This is a genomic window from Modicisalibacter xianhensis, assembly GCF_900113605.1.
Lineage (GTDB): Bacteria > Pseudomonadota > Gammaproteobacteria > Pseudomonadales > Halomonadaceae > Modicisalibacter > Modicisalibacter xianhensis.
Genome location: NZ_FOPY01000001.1, coordinates 25,122 through 50,730, shown reverse-complemented (window position 1 = coordinate 50,730; position 25,609 = coordinate 25,122). Strand labels below are relative to the sequence as shown.

General features: G+C 62.5%; 26 protein-coding genes. 19 read left to right on the top strand and 7 right to left on the bottom strand.

Annotated features, from left to right (window positions below):
• Positions 1-110 precede the first annotated feature (110 nt).
• The gene (gene cfa / locus BM194_RS00245; RefSeq protein ID WP_092842640.1) at positions 111-1,262 is read right to left on the bottom strand and encodes a cyclopropane fatty acyl phospholipid synthase; all 1,152 of its coding nucleotides are present in this window, start codon (positions 1,260-1,262) and stop codon (positions 111-113) included.
• A 205-nt stretch (positions 1,263-1,467) separates the two neighbouring features.
• On the opposite strand from cfa, the gene BM194_RS00240 reads away from it, so the two are divergent.
• Entirely contained in the window at positions 1,468-1,770 is a 303-nt protein-coding gene (locus BM194_RS00240; protein ID WP_092842639.1) for an MTH1187 family thiamine-binding protein, read from the top strand.
• A 2-nt stretch (positions 1,771-1,772) separates the two neighbouring features.
• On the opposite strand, the gene BM194_RS00235 is transcribed toward BM194_RS00240, so the two are convergent.
• Together BM194_RS00235 and BM194_RS00230 are read right to left on the bottom strand one after the other, a co-directional pair.
• On the bottom strand, positions 1,773-2,114 hold the full coding sequence (locus BM194_RS00235) for a hypothetical protein (protein WP_092842638.1): 342 nt from the start codon (positions 2,112-2,114) through the stop codon (positions 1,773-1,775).
• Between the two features lie 103 nt (positions 2,115-2,217).
• Complete coding sequence (locus BM194_RS00230) at positions 2,218-3,150, bottom strand: LysR family transcriptional regulator ArgP (protein ID WP_092842637.1); 933 nt, start codon at positions 3,148-3,150, stop codon at positions 2,218-2,220.
• A 115-nt stretch (positions 3,151-3,265) separates the two neighbouring features.
• Between BM194_RS00230 and BM194_RS00225 the strand changes: the two genes are divergently transcribed.
• Positions 3,266-3,874: a LysE/ArgO family amino acid transporter gene (locus BM194_RS00225; protein ID WP_092842636.1), complete on the top strand. Its 609-nt coding sequence runs from the start codon at positions 3,266-3,268 to the stop codon at positions 3,872-3,874.
• A 225-nt stretch (positions 3,875-4,099) separates the two neighbouring features.
• Positions 4,100-5,194, top strand: a complete 1,095-nt coding sequence (hppD, locus tag BM194_RS00220; protein ID WP_092842635.1) for a 4-hydroxyphenylpyruvate dioxygenase — start codon at positions 4,100-4,102, stop codon at positions 5,192-5,194.
• Positions 5,195-5,261: 67 nt separating this feature from the next.
• Here the strand turns inward: hppD and BM194_RS00215 are convergent, their stop codons facing one another.
• From BM194_RS00215 to BM194_RS00205, 3 genes are read right to left on the bottom strand one after another with little or no spacing between them, the layout of a single operon-like run.
• A complete protein-coding gene (locus BM194_RS00215) occupies positions 5,262-6,629 on the bottom strand; it encodes a TrkH family potassium uptake protein (RefSeq protein ID WP_244890825.1) in 1,368 nt (455 codons plus the stop codon).
• Positions 6,626-7,288, bottom strand: a complete 663-nt coding sequence (locus tag BM194_RS00210; protein WP_092842634.1) for a potassium channel family protein — start codon at positions 7,286-7,288, stop codon at positions 6,626-6,628. The genes BM194_RS00215 and BM194_RS00210 overlap by 4 nt, the downstream gene beginning before the upstream one ends.
• Before the next feature lie 15 nt (positions 7,289-7,303).
• Positions 7,304-7,810, bottom strand: coding sequence for a MarR family winged helix-turn-helix transcriptional regulator (locus tag BM194_RS00205; RefSeq protein ID WP_244890824.1), 507 nt, complete (start codon positions 7,808-7,810; stop codon positions 7,304-7,306).
• A 372-nt stretch (positions 7,811-8,182) separates the two neighbouring features.
• Between BM194_RS00205 and BM194_RS00200 the strand changes: the two genes are divergently transcribed.
• From BM194_RS00200 to BM194_RS00125, 16 genes are all read left to right on the top strand, one after another.
• Positions 8,183-9,643 (top strand): sodium-dependent transporter, encoded by a 1,461-nt coding sequence (locus BM194_RS00200; protein WP_092843004.1) that lies wholly within the window; start codon positions 8,183-8,185, stop codon positions 9,641-9,643.
• Between the two features lie 168 nt (positions 9,644-9,811).
• Positions 9,812-10,690, top strand: coding sequence for a uroporphyrinogen-III C-methyltransferase (gene cobA, locus BM194_RS00195; protein ID WP_244890823.1), 879 nt, complete (start codon positions 9,812-9,814; stop codon positions 10,688-10,690).
• A 149-nt stretch (positions 10,691-10,839) separates the two neighbouring features.
• A complete protein-coding gene (locus tag BM194_RS00190) occupies positions 10,840-12,666 on the top strand; it encodes an acyl-CoA dehydrogenase C-terminal domain-containing protein (RefSeq protein WP_092842632.1) in 1,827 nt (608 codons plus the stop codon).
• A gap of 428 nt (positions 12,667-13,094) precedes the next feature.
• Positions 13,095-14,354 carry an urea ABC transporter substrate-binding protein gene (gene urtA / locus BM194_RS00185; protein WP_092843001.1) on the top strand — a complete coding sequence of 420 codons (1,260 nt, stop codon included), beginning with the start codon at positions 13,095-13,097 and terminating at the stop codon, positions 14,352-14,354.
• A 78-nt stretch (positions 14,355-14,432) separates the two neighbouring features.
• Positions 14,433-16,055 carry an urea ABC transporter permease subunit UrtB gene (gene urtB / locus BM194_RS00180; RefSeq protein WP_092842631.1) on the top strand — a complete coding sequence of 541 codons (1,623 nt, stop codon included), beginning with the start codon at positions 14,433-14,435 and terminating at the stop codon, positions 16,053-16,055.
• Positions 16,056-16,058: 3 nt separating this feature from the next.
• Entirely contained in the window at positions 16,059-17,186 is a 1,128-nt protein-coding gene (gene urtC, locus BM194_RS00175) for an urea ABC transporter permease subunit UrtC (protein WP_092842630.1), read from the top strand.
• Positions 17,183-18,007: an urea ABC transporter ATP-binding protein UrtD gene (gene urtD, locus BM194_RS00170; RefSeq protein WP_092842629.1), complete on the top strand. Its 825-nt coding sequence runs from the start codon at positions 17,183-17,185 to the stop codon at positions 18,005-18,007. Before urtC ends, urtD begins: the two co-directional genes overlap by 4 nt.
• Entirely contained in the window at positions 18,007-18,720 is a 714-nt protein-coding gene (urtE, locus tag BM194_RS00165) for an urea ABC transporter ATP-binding subunit UrtE (RefSeq protein WP_092842628.1), read from the top strand. The genes urtD and urtE overlap by 1 nt, the downstream gene beginning before the upstream one ends.
• Complete coding sequence (locus tag BM194_RS00160) at positions 18,717-19,631, top strand: urease accessory protein UreD (RefSeq protein ID WP_092842627.1); 915 nt, start codon at positions 18,717-18,719, stop codon at positions 19,629-19,631. The genes urtE and BM194_RS00160 overlap by 4 nt, the downstream gene beginning before the upstream one ends.
• 65 nt (positions 19,632-19,696) lie before the next feature.
• Complete coding sequence (gene ureA / locus BM194_RS00155; RefSeq protein ID WP_092842626.1) at positions 19,697-19,999, top strand: urease subunit gamma; 303 nt, start codon at positions 19,697-19,699, stop codon at positions 19,997-19,999.
• A gap of 10 nt (positions 20,000-20,009) precedes the next feature.
• Positions 20,010-20,381: an urease subunit beta gene (locus tag BM194_RS00150; protein WP_092842625.1), complete on the top strand. Its 372-nt coding sequence runs from the start codon at positions 20,010-20,012 to the stop codon at positions 20,379-20,381.
• Positions 20,378-22,081 carry an urease subunit alpha gene (ureC, locus tag BM194_RS00145; protein WP_092842624.1) on the top strand — a complete coding sequence of 568 codons (1,704 nt, stop codon included), beginning with the start codon at positions 20,378-20,380 and terminating at the stop codon, positions 22,079-22,081. Before BM194_RS00150 ends, ureC begins: the two co-directional genes overlap by 4 nt.
• 8 nt (positions 22,082-22,089) lie before the next feature.
• Positions 22,090-22,644, top strand: coding sequence for an urease accessory protein UreE (ureE, locus tag BM194_RS00140; protein ID WP_092842623.1), 555 nt, complete (start codon positions 22,090-22,092; stop codon positions 22,642-22,644).
• Positions 22,634-23,329, top strand: coding sequence for an urease accessory protein UreF (locus tag BM194_RS00135; RefSeq protein WP_092842622.1), 696 nt, complete (start codon positions 22,634-22,636; stop codon positions 23,327-23,329). The genes ureE and BM194_RS00135 overlap by 11 nt, the downstream gene beginning before the upstream one ends.
• Positions 23,330-23,353: 24 nt before the next feature.
• A complete protein-coding gene (ureG, locus tag BM194_RS00130) occupies positions 23,354-23,989 on the top strand; it encodes an urease accessory protein UreG (RefSeq protein ID WP_092842621.1) in 636 nt (211 codons plus the stop codon).
• A 32-nt stretch (positions 23,990-24,021) separates the two neighbouring features.
• Positions 24,022-24,645 carry a HupE/UreJ family protein gene (locus BM194_RS00125; protein WP_092842620.1) on the top strand — a complete coding sequence of 208 codons (624 nt, stop codon included), beginning with the start codon at positions 24,022-24,024 and terminating at the stop codon, positions 24,643-24,645.
• Between the two features lie 73 nt (positions 24,646-24,718).
• On the opposite strand, the gene BM194_RS00120 is transcribed toward BM194_RS00125, so the two are convergent.
• Entirely contained in the window at positions 24,719-25,522 is an 804-nt protein-coding gene (locus tag BM194_RS00120; protein ID WP_092842619.1) for a DUF1206 domain-containing protein, read from the bottom strand.
• Positions 25,523-25,609 lie beyond the last annotated feature (87 nt).

Genomic DNA, 25,609 nt, shown 5'->3' with positions numbered 1-25,609 from the left:
TCGGCCACTATACCGGCAGGCAGGCCGAGTTGTTATCGGCCAGGAGTCGTAGGTGTTTTTACCATTGTGCCTTGGCGGTGAGTGCCAACGGACGCAATGTGACAGCATTCTCAGCGAGGTGCGTCGTAGCGGCCCGCTCGTTTCTTGGAGTAGACCACCTGCCATAGCTGGATGTCGCGCGCCCGGAAGGCCCCGGCGCAGACGCTGAGGTAGTAGCGGAACATGCGCCGGGTACGCTCGTTGTAGTTGGCTGCGACTTGATGCCAATGGGCATCGAAATTTTTCAGCCAGGCCATCAGCGTACGGTCGTAGTCAGCGCCGAAGTTCTGCCAGTCCTCCATTAGCAGGCGACCTTCGCTGGCCTGGGCAATGTGCTTGACCGAGGGCAGGACGCCATTGGGAAAGATGTACTTGTTGATCCAGGGGTCGGCGCTGATCTCGGAGCTATTGGAACCGATGGTGTGCAGCACGAATAAGCCATCGTCATCGAGCAGGCGGGTGACCGTGTCGAAATAGGTGCGGTAGTTACGGTGTCCGACGTGTTCGAACATCCCGATCGATACGATGCGATCGAAACGGCCTTCGAGGTCGCGGTAGTCCTCGAGCAGGATGTTCACAGGCAGCTCCTGGCAGCGTTTCCTGGCCAGGGCGGCCTGTTCCCTGGAAATAGTGATGCCGGTGACCTCGGCACCGTAGTGACGGGCTGCATGCTCGGCGAAACTGCCCCAGCCGCAACCGATGTCCAGCACTTTCATGCCCGGTTGGATCCGCAGCTTGCGGGCGGCCAGGTCGAGCTTGGCGATTTGGGCCTCGTGCAGGTTGCCGGCGTCCTTCCAGTAGCCACACGAATAGCACATGGTCGGGTCGAGCATGCGCTCGAAGAGATCGTTGCCGAGATCGTAGTGCGCCTCGCCTACCATGTAGGCGCGCGTCTTGCTCTGCAGATTGAAGAATCCGGCCTGGAGCCGGTACATCAGGCGTTCGGAAGGCGTATGGGCACGTTTACCCAGCCCGTGAAGCAGTAGCTTGTAGGCAAGTTCGTCAATGCGATCGCACTCCCACCAGCCATCCATGTAGGCTTCACCGAGACCCAGGGTGCCCTGGTGCAGAACGCGGGAGAAAAAGTCGGGATGCAGCACCTGAATGTCCCAGGGCTGGGTGCCGTTGAGGGTGATGCCCGAGCCTTCAAGCAGGTCCTCCACGACTCGTCGGGCCCGGGTATCGGGCAAGGCGATGGAGCCGATGCGCTGTTCACTTGTCATGCCGAACTCCGGTATGCATCTTGTCATGGTTGCGATACAGGTCTCGAGCAAGGCAGTCCTTGCCAATTGATTGCACGCTAATGAGCATGCTGATATCTATGAGCCAAGTTCAACAGTTTTAAGCTATATGACCGATAGCCTAGACTAGATCAGGAACCCATGCTTTGGCTGAAGCAGCCCATTCAGGCTGTCGGGAGGGGACGTAATGCACGTAATTGCCGATTTGAACGTGATCCCCTTGGGGGTAGGCGTGTCGGTGTCTTCCTATGTGGCTGCATGCGAGCGGGTGATTCAGGAAGCGGGCCTCAATCACCGGCTGCATGCCTATGGCACCAATATCGAAGGGGAATGGGACGAGGTCGCGGCCGTGGTCAAGCGCTGCCATGAAGTGCTGCATGACATGGGCGCGCCTCGCGTCAATACATCGTTGAAACTGGGTACGCGCACTGACCGTGAGCAGACCATGGCCGATCGGGTCAGCGTCGTCGAGAAATTGCTCGATACATGAGATCAGGGAGCAGGAACACAGCGAAAGCCCAGCCGTATGGCTGGGCTTTCGCCTTCATGGGTCGCTGCGGCCAAGCCGATCGCATCGCCCGGAGGCGGTGCCGCCGGCAGGGACGCGATGGCCAATGCCGGGTTGGCGGGGTAGGCCTGTCGCGCGATAACTATCGGTTCGTCGTCTGCGCAGCGCACCTGGGCCATGCGAATGGCCTGCTCTTGCGCCTTGGGTAGCGTATTACCGTAGGCGCTCACGACATGGGTCGTCGGCGTAGGCGGCGTCGGACCATTGCTGCACCCGCCTGCAAGCGACAACGCCACCAGGCACAGGGCGATTCTGAATCCCGGCATGAAACATCACTCTCGAACTCCCTGTTTCTAGCGTTGTCCGTGGTTCCCGGAATGTCGAGCGAGGATTGTGCCGGCTCGGCCAGCATGCACTGTCACGGGAAGACTAGTGCCTGGCTGGCAATGCCGGGTCGGGAGTTGCCGCAAGCGCGCCATCGAGTGGCGCCAGCCAATCGTGACAGGTCGCCAGCAAGTGCTCGGTCAGTGCTTCCAGCGTGCTGCCACCGTGGCGCCAGTAGTGCCAGTACAGCGGCACGTCGATGTAGCTGCTGGTATCCAGATCCACCAGGGCACCTTCCTCGAGTTCGCGCTTGACCTGTCCTTCGGGGATCAGGCCATAGCCCATGCCGGCCTGTGCCAGGTGAATGAACCCCTCCGACGAGGGGCACAGGTGGTGCGGAAAGGGTTCGAGATACCCTCGCATTTCCAGATAACGGTGCTGCAGCCGGTCATCCGGCCCAAAGACGATTGCCGGGGCCCGACGAAGTGCTTCATGGGTCAGGCCATGTGGAAAATGACGCTCGACATAACCTGGGCTGGCCAACGCCCGATAGCGCATGCTGCCCAAGGGGTGCGAGCGGGCTCCCTGGACTGGGCGAGGTGTGGCACAGATGCAGCCGGCGACTTCACCGTCACGCATGCGCTTCAAGGCCACATCCTGATCCTCGACGACCAGGTCCAGCAGAAGGCCCTGTTGGCGGCAGAACTCGCCGGTGACCGGCGACCACCAGGTCGCAAGACTATCGGCATTGATGGCCAGGCGCAGGCGTTGTTCGCGTTCGCCGAGGGCCGGGATCTGGTCCAGCAGGTCGTGTTCGAGCAGGCGGACCTGTTGCACATGATTGAGCAGGCGGCGCCCCAGCGGTGTCGGGGCAAGTTTCGGAGCGCGAACCAAGACCGGTTGACCCAGGCGAGCCTCGAGCAATTTGATGCGCTGCGAGACCGCCGACTGCGTCAGCCCCAGGTGCTTGGCGCCGCGTTCGAATCCGGATTGATCGACCACCGCTGACAGAGCCTGCAGAAGTTTGTAATCGAGCATCAGCCTATGTAATCACATATTTCTTTAATTAATTTCACTTATCTTACAGTCAAGCCTAACCTGCCTGCGACTTGCAACCCATTCGCTATTCGTTTGCTGACAGGAGAATTCAAGAGTGTTCGTTTCCTTGATCCAGGGGTTGGGCATCGGGGCGGGGTTGATCGTGGCGATCGGCGCACAGAACGCGTTTGTGCTGGGCAAGGGGCTGCGTCGTGAGCATCCCTGGCTGGTAGCGACACTTTGTGCCGTCTGCGACTGGGTGCTTATCGGCCTGGGCGTGATGGGGCTGGGGCAACTGATCGCCAGCCAGGACACGCTCATGTTGCTGGCGCGCGTGGGTGGGGCGGCGTTCCTGCTCTGGCAGGCCGGGCTGGCTGCCAGGCGGGCCATGACCGCCAAGGGGCTCCAGGCGGATACGGCAGTGGCGGGCTCGCGGCGTAGCGTGATCGTCGCGACGCTGGCCGTGACACTGCTCAATCCTCAGGTGTATCTCGATACCTTGGTAATGCTTGGAGCGATAGGCGCTGCCCAAGCCAGCCCGCTAGGCTTCTACCTGGGGGCATCGATAGCCTCCTTTGCCTGGTTCTTCGGTCTGGTGGCCGCCGCTGGTTGGCTGGCGCCGCGCCTGGCCAGTCCTTGGGTGTGGCGGGTCATCGATGCTGCCATTGCGCTGGTACTGATCGGTGTGGCCTGGGGATTGCTGGCCGGCATGGCAGCGCTGTAAGAAAAACGTGACGGGGTGTCAGGCTTTCGAGCCGGCCTGGCACAGTCGGAATCATGCCATTTGCCTCTGTCACGCTGGCTTTACGCAGAACGCTTGATATGCGGCGCCAAGGCAGGTGTCGGGGAGCCTGAGTGACGTTTCCGTCAGCCCCGGGTCGCCCTAGTCTGGTGGCATCCTTCGCCACCTGGCGAGGTCGACCAACAATGACACTCAGGGAGACAGGCCATGAACGCCCCCGCGACTTCCGCTTCGACCGTATCTCAGCAGAATCCCATCGGAACCAATGGGTTCGAGTTCGTCGAGTTCACTGCGCCCACGCCGGAAGGCCTCGAGGCACTGCGTCGGCTATTCCTGCAGATGGGCTTCACCGAGACCCGTCGACACCGCTCAAAAAACGTCACACTGTTCCAGCAGGAAGGCGTCAACTTCGTGCTCAACGGGGAAACCGACAGTCATGCCGAGGCCTTTGCCAAGGTCCATGGGCCCAGCGCCTGTGCCATGGCCTGGAAGGTGGCCGATGCCCGGCAGGCCTACGAGCATGCGCTGGCCCATGGGGCCGAGCCGGCCGACAATCCAGTGGGACCCGGCGAAGTGGGGATTCCGGCCATCAAGGGCATCGGCGGATCGCTGTTGTACTTCGTCGACCAGCGTGTCGATGACCAGGGCCGTACCATCTATGACATCGATTTCGAGCCGATTCCCGGGGCAGGGAAGAACGACCGCAGCGTCGGCCTCAAGGTGCTCGATCACCTGACGCACAATGTCGATCGCGGCCAGATGGATAAGTGGGCAGACTTCTACACCGATATCGCCAACTTCCGCGAGATCCGCTATTTCGATATCGCCGGCAAGAAGACCGGCCTGCACTCGCGGGCAATGACCGCGCCCTGCGGCAAGATGCACATTCCCATCAACGAGTCTGCCGATGACAATTCGCAGATTGCCGAATTCCTGCGTGAGTATAACGGCGAGGGTATCCAGCACCTGGCCATGGCCACGGATGACATCTACGCCACCGTGCGTGCCCTCAAGGCCAACGGCGTCAAGTTCATGTCGACACCGGATACCTATTACGAAAAGGTCGACGCCCGCGTGCCCAATCACGAGGAAAATCTCGAGGAGTTGCGGGAACTGAACCTGCTGGTCGACGGTGCACCGGACCAGGGCGTGCTGTTGCAGATATTCACTGAAACGGTGATCGGTCCGATCTTCTTCGAGATCATCCAGCGCAAGGGCAACGACGGGTTTGGCGAGGGCAACTTCAAGGCCCTGTTCGAGTCCATCGAGGAGGACCAGATTCGCCGCGGCGTCCTCAAGTAATCCCTGGCAACTCACCATTTGTAGCCCCATGGCAGATGCCATGGGGCTTTCCCGTTCTCGAAGGGCATCAGCCGATATGCACGTGTCCCTCGGCGTAACGTATGCCCGGGGCTTGGCGGGTGGTAATGAAATAGCCCAGGGAAATGGGGCCGACCCGGCCCAGCAGCATCGTCACGCAAAGCGTCAGTTGGCCCGGTACGCTCAATGCTTCGGTAATGCCTCGTGACAGGCCGACTGTCCCGAAAGCGGATACGGCTTCGAAGGCCAGGTCGATGAAGGTCTTGCCGGTTTCGGTGAGCGTCAGCATGAAAAGCGATGCGAACACCAGCAACATGCCGGCCAAGGATACGGCAATGGCCTTGAACACGGTCTCCTCGGGAATGGCGCGGCGAAAGATGGCAGGCTGGGTGCTGCCGCGCAGGAAAGAGCGAGCAACCAGCAGCACGACCACGAAGGTGCTCACCTTGATGCCGCTGGCCGTCGATCCGGAGCCGGCACCGATGAACATCAACAGCATGATCAGCAAGGTGGCCGGGGCGGTCAGCAGGTCCATGTTCACGGTGCTGAAGCCTGCCGAGCGCGGCGTGACGGCCTGGAACCAGGCCGCCTGCAAGCGTGCGAAGATGCTTTCCAGGCCGCCCAGGGTGTAGGGATTATTCCATTCGAGCAGCAGCAGCAGGAGCATGGCGCTCAGCGACAGCCACAGCGTGGCATGCAGGACGATGCGTGCATGTAGCGACAGGCGGCGCTGTCGACGCCACTCGACCAGCTCGGCAATCACGATGAAGCCGAGACCACCGATGACGAACAGCAGGCTCATCACGCCATTGACCAGAGGATCGGCCACCCAGGGCACCAAGCCCTGAGGCAGGATGGAGAACCCGGCATTGTTGAAGGCGGAAACGGCATGGAAGGCACTGACCCACAGGCCCTGAGCCCAGCCGAATTCAGGTACCCAGGTCAGGGCCAGCAGCAGGGCACCGGCGAGCTCGGCAGTGAGCGTGAATAGGATAACCAGGCGTACCAGGCGCATCACGCCACTGTACGAGGTATTGTGCAGGGTCTCCCGCACCATGTTCTGCTGCTGAAGTGGCAGGCGCATGCCTAGCAGGGCCATCATCAATGCGGCGAAGGTCATGAAGCCGAGCCCGCCAACCTGGATCAGGCCCAGCACGACGATCTGACCCAGTGCGCTCATCTGTGCGGTATCGACGACCGTCAATCCGGTTACCGTGACGGCTGAGGTTGCAGTGAACAGGGCCTCGTGCCAGGACATTGGCATGCCGGTGACGGCACTCGACGAGAGCAGCAGGGTGCCGAGGATGATCAGGGCGATGAAGCCCAGCAGAATGACCTGCGGGGGCGACAGGGGAATGACGCGGCCGTAGGGCACACGCTTGAATGGCTTGGCGAGGCGCTGGCGGAATCGCATCATGGCCAGAGCTTCTTGCCGAGATTGCGCAGGTCCTCCAGGTCGCCCATCAACACCAGGTGATCGTGCGCTTGCAGGGGCGCGTCATTATCGGGGGCCTTTTCCAGGCTGTCGTCACGCCTGATGGCAATCAGGGAAAGGTTGGCCTCGTCGAGTTCCAGGTCGCCGACGGTTCGGCAATGCTCGGTCAGGCGCTCGGTGGTCTGCAATTCGACGATGAACTGGCGTTCGCCGAGGCGAATGAAGTCGACCAGCGCATGGTAATGCAGGCTCTCCGCGACCCGCATGCCAATATCCCGCTCGGGGTAGACGATATGGTCGGCACCAAGCTGCTTGAGAAGGCGGTAGTGCGTGTCCGAATGCGCCTTGGCCCAAACCTCGCGCGCGCCCTGTTCCTTGGCGAGCATCGTGCAGACCATGCTGGCTTCGATGTTGTCGTCGACATCCACGACCACGGCGTCGTAGTCACCCAGCGAGAGTTCCGCCAATGCCTTCTCATCGGTGATATCGGCCACTACGGCGTGGCTGAACAGATCGGAGAATTCGTTGACACGGGTTTCGTTGTGGTCGACGCCCAGAACCTCGTTGTGCTTGCGCAGCAGTTCTTCCGCGACGGTAATACCGAAGTAGCCAAGCCCCAGAATGGCGAACTGACGGGACATCGAACACTCCTTATGTTAGTTGGGCTCGGAAGGCGATGCCGTGTCGTGCGATGGCGACTCCAGGCGCGCCAGGCCCTTTTCCACCTTGGAAAGCAAGCGTAGCAGGTCCCGGTACTCCGTGGCGGACAGGGTGGCGACGATCTCGGCTTCCCAGTCCAGTGCGCGTGGGATCACGTCCTTGAGCAGGGTGAGTCCGGCGGGGGCCAGGGACAACCATTGGGTGCGCTGATCTTCGTGGTCACGTTGACGTTGGATCAGTTCGCGTTCAATCAACTGGTTGACGGCGCGCGACACGCGGGCCTTGTCCATGGCGGTGAGTTCGCAAATACGCTTGGCGCTGAGCGTCCGCTCCTGCTGCAGCCAGGCAAGGATTCGCCATTGTGCGATGGTCAGGTCGAACTGCTCGGCATAGATCAGCGACAAGGCCTGGCTGATGCGCTCGGCAATGTTTGCCAGGCGATAGGGCAGGAACCCTTCCAGGCGAAGTTCGCCGACATCGTTGGAATCCGTGGCGAAGTTCAAGCGCCTTCCTCCTTCGTGCTCATCATGATGGACAAAGTATAACGTCGAGAGGAAGGTCGTTTCATACGAAAGCATCGGGTGTAAGAAAGATGTTACGGATTTGCGGCATTCCAGTGCTTACAAAGGCTGCCTGCCTATTGTACCGGTGAAGTGCGCCGGCCTATCGTTTCATTTGAAACTAAGGTGGAGTGCCATGCCTGTCGCTGCATGAATAAGAATAACGATACAGCAATTTTCGCTGCAGACTGTTCACGTCGTGGCGAAACGTCAACGTTCAGCGATGAAACGCCTCAGGAAATCGCTACAATGACGGCGCTGCGCGTTGCGATGGCTGGTAGCTCTTCGGCCAACAACAAAACCAAGGTGTTCTTCATGACGACAAGAGAGAAACCCAACAATCTGTGGGTGAGCCGCTGGGGTTTCATTCTGGCAGCCACCGGTTCCGCGGTGGGGTTGGGCAATATCTGGAAATTCCCCTACATGACCGGTGAATTCGGCGGTGGGGCTTTCGTGCTGGTCTACCTGGCCTGCATCCTGGCCATCGGCATCCCGATAATGATGGTAGAGATTGGCTATGGCCGCCGTGGGCGAGGCAGCCCGATCGATGCAATTCGGCGGGTTGCCAGGGAGTCGGGCCGCAGTTCGGGGTGGTCGCTGCTCGGCTGGATGGCCATGCTATGCGGCTTCATGATCCTCTCGTTCTATGTGGTCGTGGCCGGCTGGTCGGTCTCTTACCTGTGGAAAGCCATCAGCGGTGGGCTGAATGCCGATAGTGTCGACGGCATGGCAGCGATCTTCGGCGCCAATAATGCCAACCCGCTCAATCTCGGCTTCTGGAGCACGTTGGTCACCGTGACCACCATGCTGATCGTCGGCAAGGGCGTTCAGGACGGTATCGAGCGCAACGTGCGCTGGATGATGCCGGGCATGGTGATCATGCTGGCGATCATGATCGTCTACGCCATGTTCTCCGGTGGTTTCGGGCAGGCGCTGGATTTCCTGTTCGGTTTCGAGCTTGGCAAACTCTCCGGCGAGGGGCTGCTGGCGGCGATGGGACATGCCTTCTTCACCCTGTCTCTGGCTTCCGGTGCCATCCTGACCTATGGCTCCTACCTGCCCGATGGCAGTTCGATCGCGCGTACCACCTTTACCGTGGCCGTCTGTGACACGCTGGTCGCGTTGATGGCCGGGCTCGCCATCTTCCCGGTGATCTTCGCCAATGGCATGGACCCGGCCAGCGGCCCGGGGCTGATCTTCATGAGCCTGCCGCTGGCCTTCCAGCAGATGCCCTTCGGTACATTGCTTGAAATCATCTTCTTCGTGATGCTGACCATGGCGGCGCTGACCTCGGCGATCTCGATGATCGAGGCTACCGTGGCCTGGCTCAACGAAAGCAAGGGCATCTCCCGGGTCAAGGCCTCCTGGGGCACCGGTATCGTGTTGTGGATTGTCAGCACGTTGGCCATGCTGTCGTTTAATGTCGGTGCTGACTGGACCCTGGCTGGCAAGACGTTCTTCGACTGGCTCGACTACCTGACGTCGCGCTGGATGATGCCGCTGGGTGGCCTGGGCATGGCACTGCTGGCCGGTTTCGTGCTGCGTAACGAGATCTTCAAGGCCGAGCTTGGCCTGAGCAAGGCCCAGCATGCCCTGTGGCTGTTCATGATCCGCTATGTCAGCCCGTTGGGCATCGTGGTGATCTTCATCGATGCGCTGGGCATCATGGCGCTCGACATGGGCACGCAGTGGCCCTGGTTGCTGGGGGCGTTGGCCATCTTTGTCATCCTCGGTGAATTGCTCAGTCCGCGTCTGGGACGCCAGCTTGCCGGTTGATCGGCCAGGATGGTCCCGACGTATCGCCCCCGCCTGCCGGGGGCGTTCTCGTTTATGGTCAAAGCGTTATAAGCAGCCAACCAGACGTTACTGGCATTTCGTCTGGGATATCTTTATGTTCTGCATAAAATTTGGTTTCTTAATTCTTTTAGCTATATAGGCCCTGCAATGCCCCTCGACACGTTCCCTCGTGGCGTACTGCCGGAACAGGCCGACGCGAGTGCCATTCGCGACTTTCCGCAAGGGCATGTGTGTCTTGTGGGTGCCGGCCCGGGCGACCCTGAACTCGTGACGCTCAAGGCACTCAGGCGCCTTCAGGTCGCCGAGGTGATCCTTCACGACCGCCTGGTGAGTGGCGAAATCCTGGCATTGGCCAACCCAGAGGCGCAGACCTTCTATGTTGGCAAGGCACGCTCGCAGCACAGCCTACCGCAGGAAGACATCAACCAGGCCCTGGTCGACTGGGCCCGACAGGGCAAGCGTGTTGTCAGGCTCAAGGGTGGTGATCCCTTCATTTTTGGGCGAGGCGGGGAGGAACTCGAGACATTGGCGCAGGCCGGCGTGTCATTCGAAGTGATCCCGGGCGTTACCGCAGCGGCAGGATGCGGGGCCTATGCAGGCATTCCGTTGACGCATCGCGAGCATGCCCAGTCGGTACGCTTCGTGACCGGCCATCTCAAGAATGGCAGCAGCGACCTGGATTGGCCGACGCTGGCGCGCAGCCAACAGACGCTGGTGTTCTACATGGGCCTGAGCAGCCTCGAGGTGATCCGCCGGGAGCTGCAGAACCACGGGCTGCCGGGCGACACACCGCTGGCCCTGATCGAGCAGGGCACGACCGCCCGGCAGCGCGTTCACATCGGCACCCTGGCCGAATTGCCAGCCAGCCTGACGCATGGGCTGATCCAGCCACCTACGCTGATCATCATCGGTAGCGTGGTGTCGCTGCACGAAAGGCTGGCATGGTTCGAACCCGGGATAGCCCACAGTCAGGGCTGGGATACGGGAAAGTATCCTGGGCCCTCACGAAGCGCTGGCCAGGATTGACCTCGGCAGATGCTTCTCTTGGCTGCGCCTCCTCCGGGAGGCGTTTTTCGTTGTCGCGAGCAGGTGTTGGTCTAATGGCGAGGTGACGGCCACACCCGCGCTGGTCTAGTATTTCAAGCGATCGTTTGAATTTTTTTCAGGAGAACTCCATGGCCAGCTATCAGGCACCGCTACGCGACATGCGTTTCGTCCTCAACGACGTTTTCCGTGCCGGCGAGGAGTGGGCTGCCATGCCCGACACCGCGGAAGTCACGCCCGATCTGGCTGATGCCATCCTTGAGGAGGGCGCGCGCGTCACCCAGGCGGAGCTGTTTCCCCTCAACCAGAGCGGGGATGCCGAAGGCTGCCGCTTCGATGCTGGCCAGGTCTCCACGCCCAAGGGTTTCAAGGCGGCACAGCGCACCCTGGCGGAAGGTGGCTGGTTCGGTCTGGGCGGTAACCCCGAGCATGGCGGGCAGGGCATGCCCAAGCTGCTGACCGTGGCGTTCGAGGAAATGCTCTACGCCACCAACACCAGCTTTGCGCTCTATCCGGCGCTCAATACCGGCGCGGCGCTGCTGCTCGACCATCACGCGCCGGAGGCAGTCAAGCGCACCTTTCTGCCGCGTATGTACGCCGGCGAATGGCTGGGCAGCATGTGCCTGACCGAGCCGCACTGCGGTACCGACCTGGGGCTGATCAAGACGCGCGCCGTGCCCAACCCGGATGGCGAGAGCGGTATCCCCGCGACTTACGCCATCACCGGCAGCAAGATATGGATCACCGGTGGCGAGCACGACATGGTCGACAATATCGTTCACCTGGTGCTCGCCAAGCTGCCCGACGCACCCGAGGGGACGCGGGGCATCTCGCTGTTCCTGGTGCCCAAGCGCAAGGTCGGCGCCGACGGTGAGGCGGGCGAAGCCAACGGGGTGGTCTGCGGTGGTCTGGAACACAAGATGGGCATCAAGGGCAGCGCCACCTGTGTCATGCACTTCGAGGCGGCCGAGGGCGTGCTGATCGGCGAACCCCACCAGGGGCTTGCCGCCATGTTCACGATGATGAACTACGAGCGTCTGTCGATCGGCATCCAGGGGTTGGGGCTCGGTGAAGTGGCCTACCAGAGCGCCATGGACTTCGCCCGCGAACGCCTGCAGAGCCGGGCGCCGAACGGGCCGGTGGCCCCCGGCAAACCGGCCGACCCCATTCTGGTGCATCCCGATGTGCGGCGCATGGCATTGAACGTGCGTGCCTGGAACGAAGGTGGGCGCGCATTCGCGGCCTGTGTGGCGCAGCAGCTCGACCGCGTCAGGTTCCATCCCGACGACACTGTTCGTGCCGAAGCCCAGGATCTGGTGGCGCTGCTGACGCCCGTCGCCAAGGCGTTTCTGACCGATCGCGGCTTCGAAGCCACGGTCGAGGCCCAGCAGATCTACGGGGGCAACGGCTATTGCGTGGAATGGGGTGCGGAGCAGTACGTGCGCGATGCACGGATTGCCATGATCTATGAAGGCACCAACGGTATCCAGGCCATGGATCTGGTGGGGCGCAAGCTGTTCCGCAACGGCGGTGCCTATATGACGCGCTTCCTGGCGCGCCTGCGCGATGAGATCGAGGCGTCGGGAAGCAGTGCGGCCATAGACGACTTCACACAGGCCGCTCTCGCTGAGGCCGAGCGACTGGAACGCGTGACCGCCGAGCTGCTTGCACGCGCCGATGGCCATCCCGAGGAACTGGGCGCTGCCGCGGCGGATTATCTCAACCTGACGGGCCATGTCGTGTATGCCTGGCTGTGGTGGAAGATGGCGGCTGCCGCCCAGGCGGGTCTCGAGGGGCAGGGCACCGCCGGCGAGGCGTTCTATCACAGCAAGCTGGCGGTCGGGCGACACTTCATCAGCCGCATGCTGCCACGCACGGAAGCCTTGGAGCGCCAGCTACGAGCCGGTGCCGAGCCGTTGATGGCACTGAGCGAAGACGATTTCCTGACCCAGGGCTAGGTAGAAATAGCTGCGTTTCCGGCTCGGCAACCCATGTCGAGCCGGTTCGTGGCGCCTGCACCAGACGATTTTCGTCCCCACTCTACAGCGTACTGAGCAGTCTGTTTCTCTCCTTCCCACTTTTCGTATACATGTGCACCGTTTAAGTGCACGTGTTTTTTCGTGGCGGTTTATCAGTCCTGCGATGGTGCAAATGGCGCACCGCTCAAGTGCATGCCGCCTTGCGCCGACTGCTGTGGGTTATGAATAACTTTTTGATATAAAACTACTTTTAGGGTGTTTTAGGTTATTGGCACATCCCTTGCGACAGAGATCGGTAATGGCGCGGCAAACGCCGCTCATGCAGCGATAACAACACAAGCGCAAGGAGTTCCATCGTGAAGAAGTGGCAAGTTTCCTCTCGCTGGCTGGCGACCTCTCTGGTGGCCATGGGCATGTCCTTTCCCGCATTGGCTCAGGAAGACGATCCCATCAAGGTGGGTATCCTGCATTCGCTGTCCGGCACCATGGCGATCAGTGAATCGACGCTGAAAGACACCATGCTGATGCTGATCGAGCAGCAGAACGCGCAGGGTGGCCTGCTGGGCCGCCAACTCGAGCCGGTGGTCGTCGATCCGGCGTCCGATTGGCCGCTGTTCGCCGAGAAGGCGCGTCAACTGCTGGAGCAGGACAAGGTCGACGTGATCTTCGGCAACTGGACCTCCGTGTCGCGCAAGTCGGTATTGCCGGTCGTCGAGGAACTCAACGGCCTGTTGTTCTATCCGGTGCAGTATGAAGGCGAGGAGTCTTCCGAAAACGTCTTCTATACCGGTGCCGCACCCAACCAGCAGGCGATTCCCGCCGTCGACTACTTGATGAACAACGTCGGTGTCGAGCGCTGGGTTCTGGCCGGCACCGACTACGTCTATCCGCGCACCACCAACAAGATCCTCGAAGCCTATCTCAAGGATCACGGCGTGGCGCAGGAAGACATCATGATCAACTACACCCCGTTCGGTCACTCCGACTGGCAGAACATCGTTTCCGAGATCAAGCGTTTCGGCAGCGCCGGCAAGAAGACCGCCGTGGTCTCGACCATCAATGGCGACGCCAATGTGCCGTTCTACCGTGAGCTGGGCAACCAGGGCATCGACGCCGCCGACATCCCGGTCATCGCCTTCTCGGTGGGTGAGCAGGAACTCTCGGGCATCGACACTGCACCGCTGGTCGGTCACCTGGCGGCCTGGAACTACTTCATGAGCGTCGATACCGATGCCAACTACGACTTCATCGACAACTGGATCGAGTACACCGGTGACGAGAACGCCGTGACCAACGACCCCATGGAAGCCCACTACATCGGCTTCAACCTGTGGAAGGAAGCGGTCAAAAAAGCCGGGACTACCGATGTCGATGCGGTCAAGGACGCGATCATCGGCGTGAGCGTGCCCAACCTGTCCGGTGGCTATGCGGCGATGATGCCCAACCATCACATCACCAAGCCGGTACTGATCGGCGAGATCCAGGACAACGGCCAGTTCTCGGTCGTCTGGGAGACACCGTCCACCGTGGCCGGCGATGCCTGGTCCGACTACCTGCCCGGTTCGCGCGATCTGATCAGCGACTGGCGCAAGCCGCTGGAATGCGGCAACTACAACGTGGTCGAGAAGAGCTGCGGCGGTGGCGAGGCACAGGTGGCCAGCCAGTAATACGCATGCACGATCCGGTCGCTTGCGGCCGGATCGCTTCCGAGAACCACAACTACACGCCACTCAAAGGACACCCGCATGAACCCTCTGCGGACGATCAACTTCATACTCCTGTTCTGGTGCTTTGTCACGTTGGCGCCATCCGTCTTCGCGCAGCAGACCGGCAGTGCTGAGCAGGAAGTCCCTCCCGAACTGGCCGCCCTGGGCGCGGATTCCTATGCTGCGAAAGGCGAGGCCATCCAGGCCCTGGTCGCCAGCGGGCATCCGCGTACGCGGACCTGGCTGACTGCGCTGCTCGATGGCAAGCTTCAGCGCCTGGAAGACAGCGGTCGCTTCGTCATCGTCACCGAAAACCGGGGCCGCGACTGGACGGTCATCGATGCCGTCGACGATGCCCCTCTGGGTGAGGTCTCGCGGCGCAACATCGACCGCATCACCATCAACAATGCACTGCGCAACCAACTGCGCAGTGCCATGGCCATTCTGGATCTCGACGCCCCCTCGGAGCGCGAACGCCTGGCCAGTGCTGACCGCCTGCTCGGCGAGGTCGACGCCAACCTGGCCGAACCCTTGGCCGCGCGTCTCGAGGCCGAGGAGAGCCCGGCGGTGCGCGAAAAACTCGCCCAGGCCCTGGCCATCCATCGCCTGCAAAGCGGCGACAGCGAAGCCATCAGTGATGCCATCGACACGTTGTCGGGCAGCCTGAACCCCGCCGTACGCGCCGCGCTCAATGGCGTTGCCGCCGGCGAGGGCGATGCCGCCGAGGCCGCGCAGCAGGCCCTGGCGAGCATCGAGCAGAAGCTCAAGCTCAATCGCGCCGCGGAGACCCTGTACTTCGGGCTCAGCCTGGGCTCGGTGCTGGTGTTGGCCGCCATCGGCCTGGCCATCACCTTTGGCGTCATGGGCGTGATCAACATGGCGCATGGCGAGCTGATCATGCTCGGCGCCTATACCACCTGGATGATGCAGCAACTGCTGCCGGGCCAGCCCGGGCTGGCGCTGATCCTGTCGATTCCCGCCGGCTTTCTGGTCGCGGTGTTCGCCGGCATCATCATCGAGCGCAGCGTAATTCGCTTTCTCAAGGGGCGTCCGCTGGAGACCCTGCTGGCCACCTTCGGCGTCAGCCTGATCCTGCAGCAGCTGGTACGCACGCTGATCTCGCCGCTCAACCGCACGGTGGTCACTCCGGAGTGGATGAGTGGCTCTCTGGTCATCAACGAGGCGCTGTCGCTGACCCTCAACCGCCTGTATGTGCTGGGCTTCGCGCTGGTGGTCTTCGCCGGAATCATGCTGGTGATGCGCAAGACCCGCCTGGGCCTGGAAGTGCGTGCAGTGACCCAGAACCGGGCCATGGCGCGCTCCATGGGCATCCGTGCCACGCGTGTCGACATCATGACCTTCGCTCTCGGCTCCGGCGTCGCCGGCCTGGCCGGCGTGGCGCTGTCGCAGCTTACCAACGTAGGCCCCAACCTCGGCCAGAGCTACATCATCGACTCGTTCATGGTCGTGGTGTTCGGCGGGGTCGGCAACCTGTGGGGCACGCTGGTCGCCGGCATGTCGCTGGGCGTCATCAATCAGGTCATCGAGCCTTGGGCGGGTGCCGTGCTCGCCAAGATCATCGTGCTGGTCTTCATCATCCTGTTCATTCAGAAGCGCCCCCGCGGACTCTTTCCGCAGAAGGGCCGTGCGGCGGAGGGCTGATCCATGCACTGGCTCGCCAAACCGGCAACCGAACGCAGTACTCAAGTCTTCATCGGCGTGCTGACCGCAGCACTGGTCGCCGTCTGCCTGCTCAACCTGCTGCTGCCCGCTGGGCATCCGCTGCACGTGTCCACCTACATGGTGACCCTGCTCGGCAAGTACCTGTGCTATGCACTGCTTGCCGTGGCGGTGGACTTGGTGTGGGGCTACCTGGGCATCCTCAGCCTGGGGCATGGCGCCTTCTTCGCCCTCGGCGGCTACGCCATGGGCATGTATCTGATGCGCCAGATCGGCGACCGCGGCACTTATGGCCATCCGGTACTGCCGGATTTCATGGTGTTCCTCAACTGGGAATCGTTGCCTTGGTACTGGCATGGCTTCGACATGGCGTGGTTCGCCTTTTTGATGGTGCTGCTGGCGCCTGGGTTGCTGGCGCTGGTGTTCGGCTTCCTGGCGTTCCGGTCGCGGGTCACTGGGGTCTACCTGTCGATCATCACCCAGGCGCTGACCTTTGCGCTGATGCTGGCCTTCTTCCGCAACGAGATGGGCTTTGGCGGCAATAACGGGCTGACCGATTTCAAGGAACTGCTGGGCTTTCCATTGAGCGCGGACAGTACACGCCTAGGGCTGTTCGTGGCCTCCGGGGTCGCGCTGGGGCTGGGCTACTGGCTGTGCCGGGCCATCGTCTCCAGCAAGCTGGGCCGGGTCTGCGTAGCCTCGCGGGACGCCGAGGCGCGTACCCGCTTCCTGGGCTATCGGGTCGACCGGGTGCAACTGTTCGTGTTCGTAATCTCGGCCATGATCGCCGGGGTCGCCGGGGCGCTGTACGTCCCCCAGGTCGGCATCATCAACCCCAGCGAATTCTCGCCGCTGTTCTCCATCGAGATCGTGGTGTGGGTGGCGCTGGGCGGCCGGGCGACGCTCTACGGCGCCGTGATCGGCGCGATTCTGGTCAATTATGCCAAGACCGTCTTCACCGGGGTGATGCCCGACGCGTGGCTGTTTGCGCTCGGCGGGCTGTTCGTGGTCGCCACGGTAGTGTTACCGCAAGGACTGGCGGGGCTGCTTGCCAAGTTCAAGCGTACAGGACCCGCCGCATCGGCCAAGGAAGTCAAGGAGGCTACCGCATGACCATTCTGCAATCGCTGGCGGACCGGGACCGGGTGTTCGATTTCCTGATTCCCGACCCCTCGCCGGTGGACGTGCGCCACGGACCGATTCTCTACCTCGAGGATGTCAGCGTCAGCTTCGACGGCTTCAAGGCGATCAACGATCTCAACCTGACCATCGACGATGGCGAGCTGCGCTGCATCATCGGCCCCAACGGGGCCGGCAAGACCACCATGATGGACATCATCACCGGCAAGACGCGTCCCGATCGCGGCCAGGTATGGTACGGCAGCCGCCACAACCTGCTGACCATGAATGAGCCGGAGATCGCCACCCTGGGCATCGGCCGCAAGTTCCAGAAGCCCACGGTGTTCGAGGCGCTGAGCGTGTTCGAGAACCTGGAACTGGCGATGAGCGCCGACAAGCGCGTCATGCCGACCCTGGTCGCAAGGCTTTCCGGCGAGGCCCGTGATCGCATCGACGAGGTGCTCGAGATGATCGGCCTGCAAACAGCGCGCGACCGACCCGCGGGCATTCTTTCCCATGGCCAGAAGCAGTGGCTCGAGATCGGCATGCTGCTGATGCAGCGTCCGCGCCTGCTGCTGGTCGACGAGCCGGTGGCTGGCATGACCGAACAGGAAATGGAGCGCACCGGCGAGTTGTTGACCAGCCTGGCCGGCAAGCAGTCGGTGGTGGTGGTCGAGCACGACATGGGGTTCGTGCGCTCCATCGCGCGCAAGGTCACGGTGCTCCACCAGGGCAGCGTGCTCGCCGAGGGCAGCATGGATCAGGTCTCCAGTGACCCCCGCGTCGTCGAAGTCTATCTCGGGGAGGAGGCCTGATGCTGAACGTCGACAAGCTCAACCAGTTCTACGGGGAAAGCCACACCTTGTGGGATCTCTCGCTGGACGTGCCCGAGGGCGAATGCACCTGCGTGATGGGGCGCAACGGCGTTGGCAAGACGACCCTGCTCAAGTGCGTGATGGGCGAGGTCGCGGTCAAGAGCGGGTCGCTGCGCTATGACGGCGACACCGAACTGACCCGCAAACGCATCGAGGATCGCTCGCGGCTGGGTATCGGCTATGTGCCTCAGGGACGGCAGATTTTCTCGCTGCTGACGGTGGAGGAGAACCTGTGCACCGGCCTGGCGGCACGGCGCGACAAGCAGCGCGGCAACGGCCGCCGCAAGATTCCCGAGCGCATCTATGAGCTTTTCCCGGTGCTCAAGGAAATGCGCCACCGTCGCGGTGGCGATCTGTCCGGCGGCCAGCAGCAGCAACTGGCGATCGGCCGTGCCCTGGTGCTCGAGCCGCGCCTGTTGATCCTCGATGAGCCGGGCGAGGGCATCCAGCCCAATATCGTCGCCGAGATCGGCGAGGTGATTCGCAAGCTCAATCGCGAGGATGGCATGACGGTGCTGCTGGCCGAGCAGAAGCTGCCTTTCGTGCGCAAGTTCGCCGACCGTTTCGTGATTCTCGACCGCGGGCGCGCCGTGGCCAAGGGCGGAGTCGACGAGCTGTCCGATGACCTGATCAAACAGCACCTGACGGTATGACGATACTGCAAACACTGCCACGGCCCGTGACGGCACCGAATGACTCGGGACACCGCTTCGACGCCGGGCGGCGCTGGGCCGCCTCGATCGATCTGGGCTTTCGTAAAGACACGCCCCAAGACACGCGCGGCGACAGCGAACGCACCCGGCTGGTGCGTGCCCGACACCGTGGGCCGCTGCGAGTGCAGCGCCCGTTTTATCCCGAGGGCGATGTGTGTCATGTCTACCTGCTGCATCCGCCCGGCGGACTGGTCAGCGGCGACGAACTGCGCATCGATGCCACGGTAGAAGCATGCGCACATGCGCTACTCACCACCCCGGCAGCGGCCAAGCTCTACCGGGCTGACAGCAAGGGCGTGGCCTGGGGACAACACGTACGTCTCAACGTCGCCAGTGGCGGCTGTCTTGAGTGGCTGCCCCAGGAAACCCTGTGCTTTGACGGCTCGCGTGGGGTACAGACCACCGAAATCTCACTTGACGGCGACGCGCGCTGCCTGGGCTGGGAAGTCCTGGCTCTGGGGCGCCCTGCCAGCCGCTTGCCGTTCGAAAGCGGACGGATCGAGCAGCGCTTTCGCCTGGCCCGTGAGGGCCGTCCGCTGTGGCTGGAACGTCAGCCGTTGGACCCCACGCATCCACGCTTTCGCGGGCGCTGGGGGCAGGGCGGGGCGACGGTGCAGGCCACGCTGTGGGGGGTGGGGCTCGCGTCACCTGCCGAGTGCGTCGAAGCGTTGAGAGCGACTTTACCGGCCTCGCCACGCTGGGCAGTGACGCTGCGCCATGACGTGCTGCTGCTGCGCTATCTCGGTGACTCCCGCAACGAGGCCTGGGATCTTTGTCAGCGCGCCTGGGACGTGCTGCGCCCCTCGCTGTGCGCTCGCAAGGCATGCGTGCCGCGCATCTGGCTCACCTGATCGACGCCTGCTTAAGAACACGAGACGCCAGTTTCCAACAGAACACAGAAGAAGGGATAACCGCCATGGAACTGACCCCCAGAGACAAGGACAAGCTGCTGCTGTTCACCGCCGCCCTGCTTGCCGAGCGCCGCAAGGCCCGTGGCCTCAAGCTCAATTACCCGGAGGCCGTCGCGCTAATCAGTGCCGAGATCATGGAAGGCGCCCGCGACGGCAGAAGCGTCGCCGAACTGATGAGCTACGGTCGCGAGATCCTGACCCGTGATGACGTGATGGAAGGCGTGTCGGAAATGGTCGACGAGGTGCAGGTCGAGGCCACCTTCCCTGACGGCACGAAGCTCGTGACCGTACATAGCCCAATCGTGTAAGGAGTTCGCCATGATTCCCGGTGAATACCAATTGAAGGACGGCGAGATCGAGCTCTGCGCGGGGCGCGAGCGGATCACCGTCGAGGTCGCCAATACCGGCGACCGACCGATCCAGATCGGCTCGCACTATCACTTTGCCGAGGCCAACCCGGCACTGATCTTCGATCGCGACAAGGCGCGCGGCTACCGTCTCGACGTGGCGGCGGGCACGGCGATTCGCTTCGAGCCTGGCCAGAGCCGAGAGGCAACCCTGATACCTTTCGTCGGCAAGCGGCATATCTATGGATTCCGCGGCGAAGTCATGGGCCCGCTCTCTAAAGCGTCCGCTGCCGCGCGAACCCCATCGACTTCCGGTCCTGATGGCAAGGGAGAACAGTCATGAAGATCACTCGCCAGGCCTATGCCGACATGTACGGGCCGACCGTGGGCGACAGGGTGCGTCTTGGCGATACCGAGCTGTGGATCGAGGTCGAGCAGGATCACACCCATTACGGCGACGAGGTGAAGTTCGGCGGCGGCAAGGTCATCCGTGACGGCATGGGCCAGAGCCAGCGCCATGACGATGCGGTGATGGACACCGTGATCACCAATGCGCTGATCCTCGACTGGTGGGGCATCGTCAAGGCCGATGTGGGCATCCAGGGCGGGCGCATCAAAGCCATCGGCAAGGCCGGCAATCCCGACACCCAGCCGGACGTCGATATCGTCATCGGACCGGGCACCGAGATCATCGCCGGTGAAGGCAAGATCCTCACCGCCGGCGGCATCGACGCCCACATTCATTTCATCTGCCCCCAGCAGGTGGAAGAGGCGCTGATGAGCGGGGTGACCACCATGCTCGGTGGCGGCACCGGCCCGGCTACCGGTTCCAATGCCACCACCTGCACGCCGGGCGCGTGGCATATCGGCAAGATGCTTCAGGCGGTCGACGAGTTGCCGATGAACATCGGCCTGCTCGGCAAGGGTAACGCCAGCCTGCCCGAGGCGCTGGCCGCCCAGATCGAGGCCGGCGCCATGGGGCTCAAGCTGCACGAGGACTGGGGGACCACGCCGGCGTCCATCGACAACTGCCTGAGCGTGGCCGAGAGGTACGATGTGCAGATTGCCATCCATACCGACACGCTGAACGAGTCGGGTTTCGTCGAGGATACCCTGGCGGCGTTCAAGGAACGTGGCATCCATACTTACCACACCGAAGGGGCTGGCGGCGGCCATGCGCCGGATATCATTACCGCCTGTTCCAAGGACTACGTACTGCCGTCGTCGACCAATCCCACGCGGCCCTACACGATCAACACCATCGATGAGCATCTCGATATGCTGATGGTCTGCCACCACCTCGACCCCAACATTCCCGAGGACGTGGCCTTCGCTGACTCGCGCATCCGCCGCGAGACTATCGCTGCCGAGGATATCCTCCACGACCTGGGCGTGATCTCGATGATTGCCTCCGACTCCCAGGCCATGGGGCGCGTCGGCGAGGTGATCTGCCGGACCTGGCAGACCGCTCACAAGATGAAGGTGCAGCGTGGCCTGTTGCCGGAAGACGCCGAGCGCGGCGCCGACAATTTCCGCGCCCGACGCTACATCGCCAAGTACACCATCAACCCGGCGATCACCCACGGCATCGCTCACGAGGTTGGCTCGGTGGAGGTCGGAAAGCTGGCCGATCTGACGCTGTGGAGCCCGGCCTTCTTCGGCGTCAAGCCGGCACTGATTCTCAAGGGCGGCATGATTGCCGCCGCGCCCATGGGCGATCCCAACGCCTCGATTCCCACGCCACAGCCGGTGCATTACCGGCCGATGTTCGGCGCCTTCGGCAAGGCGGCCAGTGCCACCCGGCTGAGCTTTGTCAGCCAGGCAGCCATCAATGCTGGTCTTGGTGAACGGCTGGGGCTGGCCAGTCCATTAGCTGCATGCAAGAACGTGCGTGGTGTGCGCAAGCGCGACATGAAGCTCAACGATGTCTGTCCGCAACTCGAGGTCGATCCGCAGACCTATGAAGTGCGCTGCGACGGCGAACTGCTGACCTGCGAGCCGGCGACGGAGCTGCCACTCGCGCAGCGCTATCATCTTTTTTGAGGTGAACCATGTTGAAACTGATTGAACGTCTGGGGCCGATCGCATCGGAACAGGCCAGCGATAGCGTAACGTTGCCGTTCGAGCAGCGTTGCCGAGGCCGCCTCAAGGCGACGAGTGACTCTGGACGTGAGTTGGGGCTGTTTCTCGACCGAGGCCCGGTGCTGCGCGATGGCGAGGGACTGCGCGCCGAAAGCGGCGATGTAGTTTGCGTGAGGGCGGCCGACGAACCGGTCGTGACCGCGCGCATCGACGGGGCATTGGCCCTGGCACAGCTGTGCTACCACCTCGGCAACCGGCATGTCTCGCTGGCCATCGGTGGCAATGAAGATCCTTCAACAAGCCAGGGTTGGGTGCGCTTTCCGCCGGACCATGTCCTCGAGGAATTGGCCGAACGCCTGGGGGCGACGCTCGAACATCACCAGGCGCCATTCGATCCCGAGCCGGGTGCCTACTCGCAGGGTGAAGGTCATAGCCACAGCCACGGTCATGCGCATGAGCATGGGCATGCACATGGCCATAGCCATTCACACGGACACGATCACGAGCACAGCCATGCCCACTGAGTCCAGCCAGGCTGGTAGTGACGACCTGGCCCTGCTGGGGCTGCTGCAACTGGTCAGTCCGGCGCTGCCGATCGGGGCGTTCGCCTGGTCCCAAGGCCTGGAAAGCGCTTTCGAGCTGGGCTGGGTAGGCGACGAGGCCACCCTGGGTGAATGGCTGGAAGGCGTGCTCGAGGATGGCCAGACGCGCTGCGATCTGCCGGTGCTGGCGCGCATGTACGACGCCTGGCAGGCCGCCGACACAGACTCCCTCGCCGCGTGGAACGATTGGCTGCAGGCTAATCGAGAAACCGCCGAGCTGGCTGCCGAGGACTTCCGGCTCGGCGAGGCCATGGTGCGCCTGCTGCGCTCGCTGGACCTGTTGCCGGTCACGCCTGTGCTGCCGTCACCGCCTACCTACGCCGTAACCTTTGCCCTGGCCAGTCAGCGCCGCGGTATCCAAAGGCGCGACTGCCTGCTCGGCTTTGTCTGGGCCTGGTTGGAAAACCAGTTGGCGGTAGCCTGCAAGGCGTTGCCACTGGGGCAGACGGCGGCCCAGCGCTTGATCGAGCGCTTGCGCCCGCAGCTGGTGGCGGCAGTCGACACAGCCCTGGCACTGGGCGACGACGACCTCGGCCCGGCATTGCCGGGGCTGGCCTTGGCCAGTGCGCACCATGAAACCCAGTATTCCCGCCTGTTTCGTAGTTGAACGGTATCAAGAAGGAGTAACGCCATGAATCATTGCTTACGTGTCGGTGTCGGTGGCCCGGTGGGCTCCGGCAAGACGGCACTGCTCCGGCAGCTCTGCCTGGCCCTGCGTGACCATTACGATATCGCCGTGGTCACCAATGACATCTATACCCGCGAGGATGCCGACTTCCTGCTCAAGCAAGATGCACTGCCGGCGGACCGCATCCTTGGCGTCGAGACAGGCGGCTGTCCGCATACCGCAATTCGCGAGGACGCCTCGATGAACCTCGCCGCCATCGACGACCTGCACAGCCGTCACCCCAACCTGGAATTGGTGCTGGTGGAATCCGGTGGCGACAACCTGTCGGCGACCTTCAGTCCCGAACTCTCCGACCTGACCCTGTATGTCATCGACGTTTCTGCCGGTGACAAGATCCCGCGCAAGGGCGGGCCGGGTATCACCAAGTCCGATCTGCTGATCATCAACAAGATCGATATCGCCGAGTACGTTCATGCCTCCCTGGACGTCATGGATCGTGACGCACGCAAGATGCGTGGCGACAGGCCATTTGTGTTCACCAACCTGCATGATGGGGTGGGGCTCGAGACCATCATTCAATTCATCCTCGATCGCGGCATGTTGCCGGAGCGCCGTCCCGACGCTCTTGCCACCAGTTGATCGTTTTTATACCGTTATCCAGGAAAAGCGCCATGATTCATTCTTCACCTTCACGTTTCTTCTCGTACCTCAACTCGCGCGTCTGTGCGCTGGTTGTCGCGCCGGTCGTCATGCTGGCCGCCATGAGTGCCGCCGCTCACCCAGGTCACGACGGCGCCGGGCACGGCGGTTTCCTGGCCGGGCTGTTGCACCCCATGCTGGGAGTCGATCACCTGCTGGCCATGTTGGCCATCGGCCTGTGGAGCGTGCGCCAACAGGGCAGGCTGCGCCGTTTCGTGCCAGGGCTGATGCTAGCAGGCATGTGGGGCGGCGCGGCACTGGCCTGGAACGGCCTGCCCCTGCCCGGTGTGGAAACCGGTATTGCGCTCTCGGTGCTGCTGGCTGGCGTGCTGGTGGCCACGTTGACACGCCTGCCCGGCATGCTTGGGGGAAGCCTGGTAGCGGCATTCATGCTGTTCCATGGACATGCCCACGGTAGCGAGCTGCCAGCGGGTGCATCGCTACTGACCTACCTGATCGGCTTCTCGCTGGCGACAGTGGCAATCGCTGTCGTCGGCAAAGGGCTCGGTACCTTGCTGCAACGTTGCGAAACGCGTTGGGTGCGTGCCCTGGGGGCGACCATCGCTGCCATTGGGGGCGCATTTGCGCTGAGCTAAGCGATTTCAGGCACAGCGTAACTCAGGGCCTTCCGGCGCACGGGAAAGAGAACCCCGTGCGCCGTTTGGGTTGTCAGGCACTGACGTCACGGAAACGCGCGTTGATGAAGCAGTAGATACCGTAGGCCACCAGGCCTAGTGCGACGATGCCCAGTAGCCAGGGACCAAACGGCTGTTGCGCCAGCTTTGTCAGCGCGCCACCTAAACCTTCGGCTTCGCTGGGGTCGGACTGCCAGGCGGCGATGCACAGAAACAAGCCTATGATCATGAACACGACCCCGCGAGCCGTCAGGCCCATGCGTGTTGCCCACTTGGCAAGGTTGCGCTGACTCTCGTTCATCTCGCGCATGTGCCAGTTCTTCAGGAAGGAGCACTTGACCGCACGCATGATCTGGCGCACGCCGACCCCGAAAAAGATGACGCCCACCGCGAAGACCAGATAGATGCCACCGGGTTGGCTCATCAATTCAGCGGTACGGCTTTGGGTCGAGCTGCCTGACGAGGCAGCATGGCGCAACAGGTCGAAGCAGTACACGCCCAACCCCGCGTATATGATGCCGCTGATCACGAAAGCCAGACGGGTGGCGATGCCCTTGATGTCGCTACCTGCGTCCTCGGTATCGAACCAGGCTTGTACCAGCCGCCATATCGTGTAGGCGAAGAGCCCAACCCCCAATAGGCCCAGCATGACACTGCCGAAGGGCTGACCTGCCAGTTTCAGGATGGCCTCCTTGGAGCCGGCGTGCTGGCCGCCCAGGCCGGCAGCAGCCATCAGTGCCAGCCCGCCGATCAGCACGTAGACGACGCCCTTGGCCAGGTAACCCCAGCGGGCGGCAGCCGAGATGCCTTGCTGCAGGGTAGGTGAGGCGTGTTTCATGATTGTCTTCCCTTGTCCTTTCCATGGATGTCATGACGATCAGCCATGCTGACCGTCTCCCAGCCTGCCTGAAGCTAGCTGTCCTTG

Bases quoted from the DNA above. Each gene is read 5' to 3' on its own strand.
- BM194_RS00120 (WP_092842619.1), bottom strand. From the start codon at position 25,522: ATGAAACACGCCTCACCTACCCTGCAGCAAGGCATCTCGGCTGCCGCC.
- urtD (WP_092842629.1), top strand. From the start codon at position 17,183: ATGACCATTCTGCAATCGCTGGCGGACCGGGACCGGGTGTTCGATTTC.
- urtC (WP_092842630.1), top strand. From the start codon at position 16,059: ATGCACTGGCTCGCCAAACCGGCAACCGAACGCAGTACTCAAGTCTTC.
- ureA (WP_092842626.1), top strand. From the start codon at position 19,697: ATGGAACTGACCCCCAGAGACAAGGACAAGCTGCTGCTGTTCACCGCC.
- BM194_RS00135 (WP_092842622.1), top strand. From the start codon at position 22,634: ATGCCCACTGAGTCCAGCCAGGCTGGTAGTGACGACCTGGCCCTGCTG.
- ureG (WP_092842621.1), top strand. From the start codon at position 23,354: ATGAATCATTGCTTACGTGTCGGTGTCGGTGGCCCGGTGGGCTCCGGC.
- cobA (WP_244890823.1), top strand. From the start codon at position 9,812: ATGCCCCTCGACACGTTCCCTCGTGGCGTACTGCCGGAACAGGCCGAC.
- BM194_RS00200 (WP_092843004.1), top strand. From the start codon at position 8,183: ATGACGACAAGAGAGAAACCCAACAATCTGTGGGTGAGCCGCTGGGGT.
- cfa (WP_092842640.1), bottom strand. From the start codon at position 1,262: ATGACAAGTGAACAGCGCATCGGCTCCATCGCCTTGCCCGATACCCGG.
- urtE (WP_092842628.1), top strand. From the start codon at position 18,007: ATGCTGAACGTCGACAAGCTCAACCAGTTCTACGGGGAAAGCCACACC.
- ureE (WP_092842623.1), top strand. From the start codon at position 22,090: ATGTTGAAACTGATTGAACGTCTGGGGCCGATCGCATCGGAACAGGCC.
- ureC (WP_092842624.1), top strand. From the start codon at position 20,378: ATGAAGATCACTCGCCAGGCCTATGCCGACATGTACGGGCCGACCGTG.
- BM194_RS00160 (WP_092842627.1), top strand. From the start codon at position 18,717: ATGACGATACTGCAAACACTGCCACGGCCCGTGACGGCACCGAATGAC.
- urtA (WP_092843001.1), top strand. From the start codon at position 13,095: ATGGGCATGTCCTTTCCCGCATTGGCTCAGGAAGACGATCCCATCAAG.
- BM194_RS00230 (WP_092842637.1), bottom strand. From the start codon at position 3,150: ATGCTCGATTACAAACTTCTGCAGGCTCTGTCAGCGGTGGTCGATCAA.
- BM194_RS00190 (WP_092842632.1), top strand. From the start codon at position 10,840: ATGGCCAGCTATCAGGCACCGCTACGCGACATGCGTTTCGTCCTCAAC.
- hppD (WP_092842635.1), top strand. From the start codon at position 4,100: ATGAACGCCCCCGCGACTTCCGCTTCGACCGTATCTCAGCAGAATCCC.
- BM194_RS00235 (WP_092842638.1), bottom strand. From the start codon at position 2,114: ATGCCGGGATTCAGAATCGCCCTGTGCCTGGTGGCGTTGTCGCTTGCA.
- BM194_RS00240 (WP_092842639.1), top strand. From the start codon at position 1,468: ATGCACGTAATTGCCGATTTGAACGTGATCCCCTTGGGGGTAGGCGTG.
- BM194_RS00215 (WP_244890825.1), bottom strand. From the start codon at position 6,629: ATGATGCGATTCCGCCAGCGCCTCGCCAAGCCATTCAAGCGTGTGCCC.
- BM194_RS00125 (WP_092842620.1), top strand. From the start codon at position 24,022: ATGATTCATTCTTCACCTTCACGTTTCTTCTCGTACCTCAACTCGCGC.
- BM194_RS00150 (WP_092842625.1), top strand. From the start codon at position 20,010: ATGATTCCCGGTGAATACCAATTGAAGGACGGCGAGATCGAGCTCTGC.
- urtB (WP_092842631.1), top strand. From the start codon at position 14,433: ATGAACCCTCTGCGGACGATCAACTTCATACTCCTGTTCTGGTGCTTT.
- BM194_RS00210 (WP_092842634.1), bottom strand. From the start codon at position 7,288: ATGTCCCGTCAGTTCGCCATTCTGGGGCTTGGCTACTTCGGTATTACC.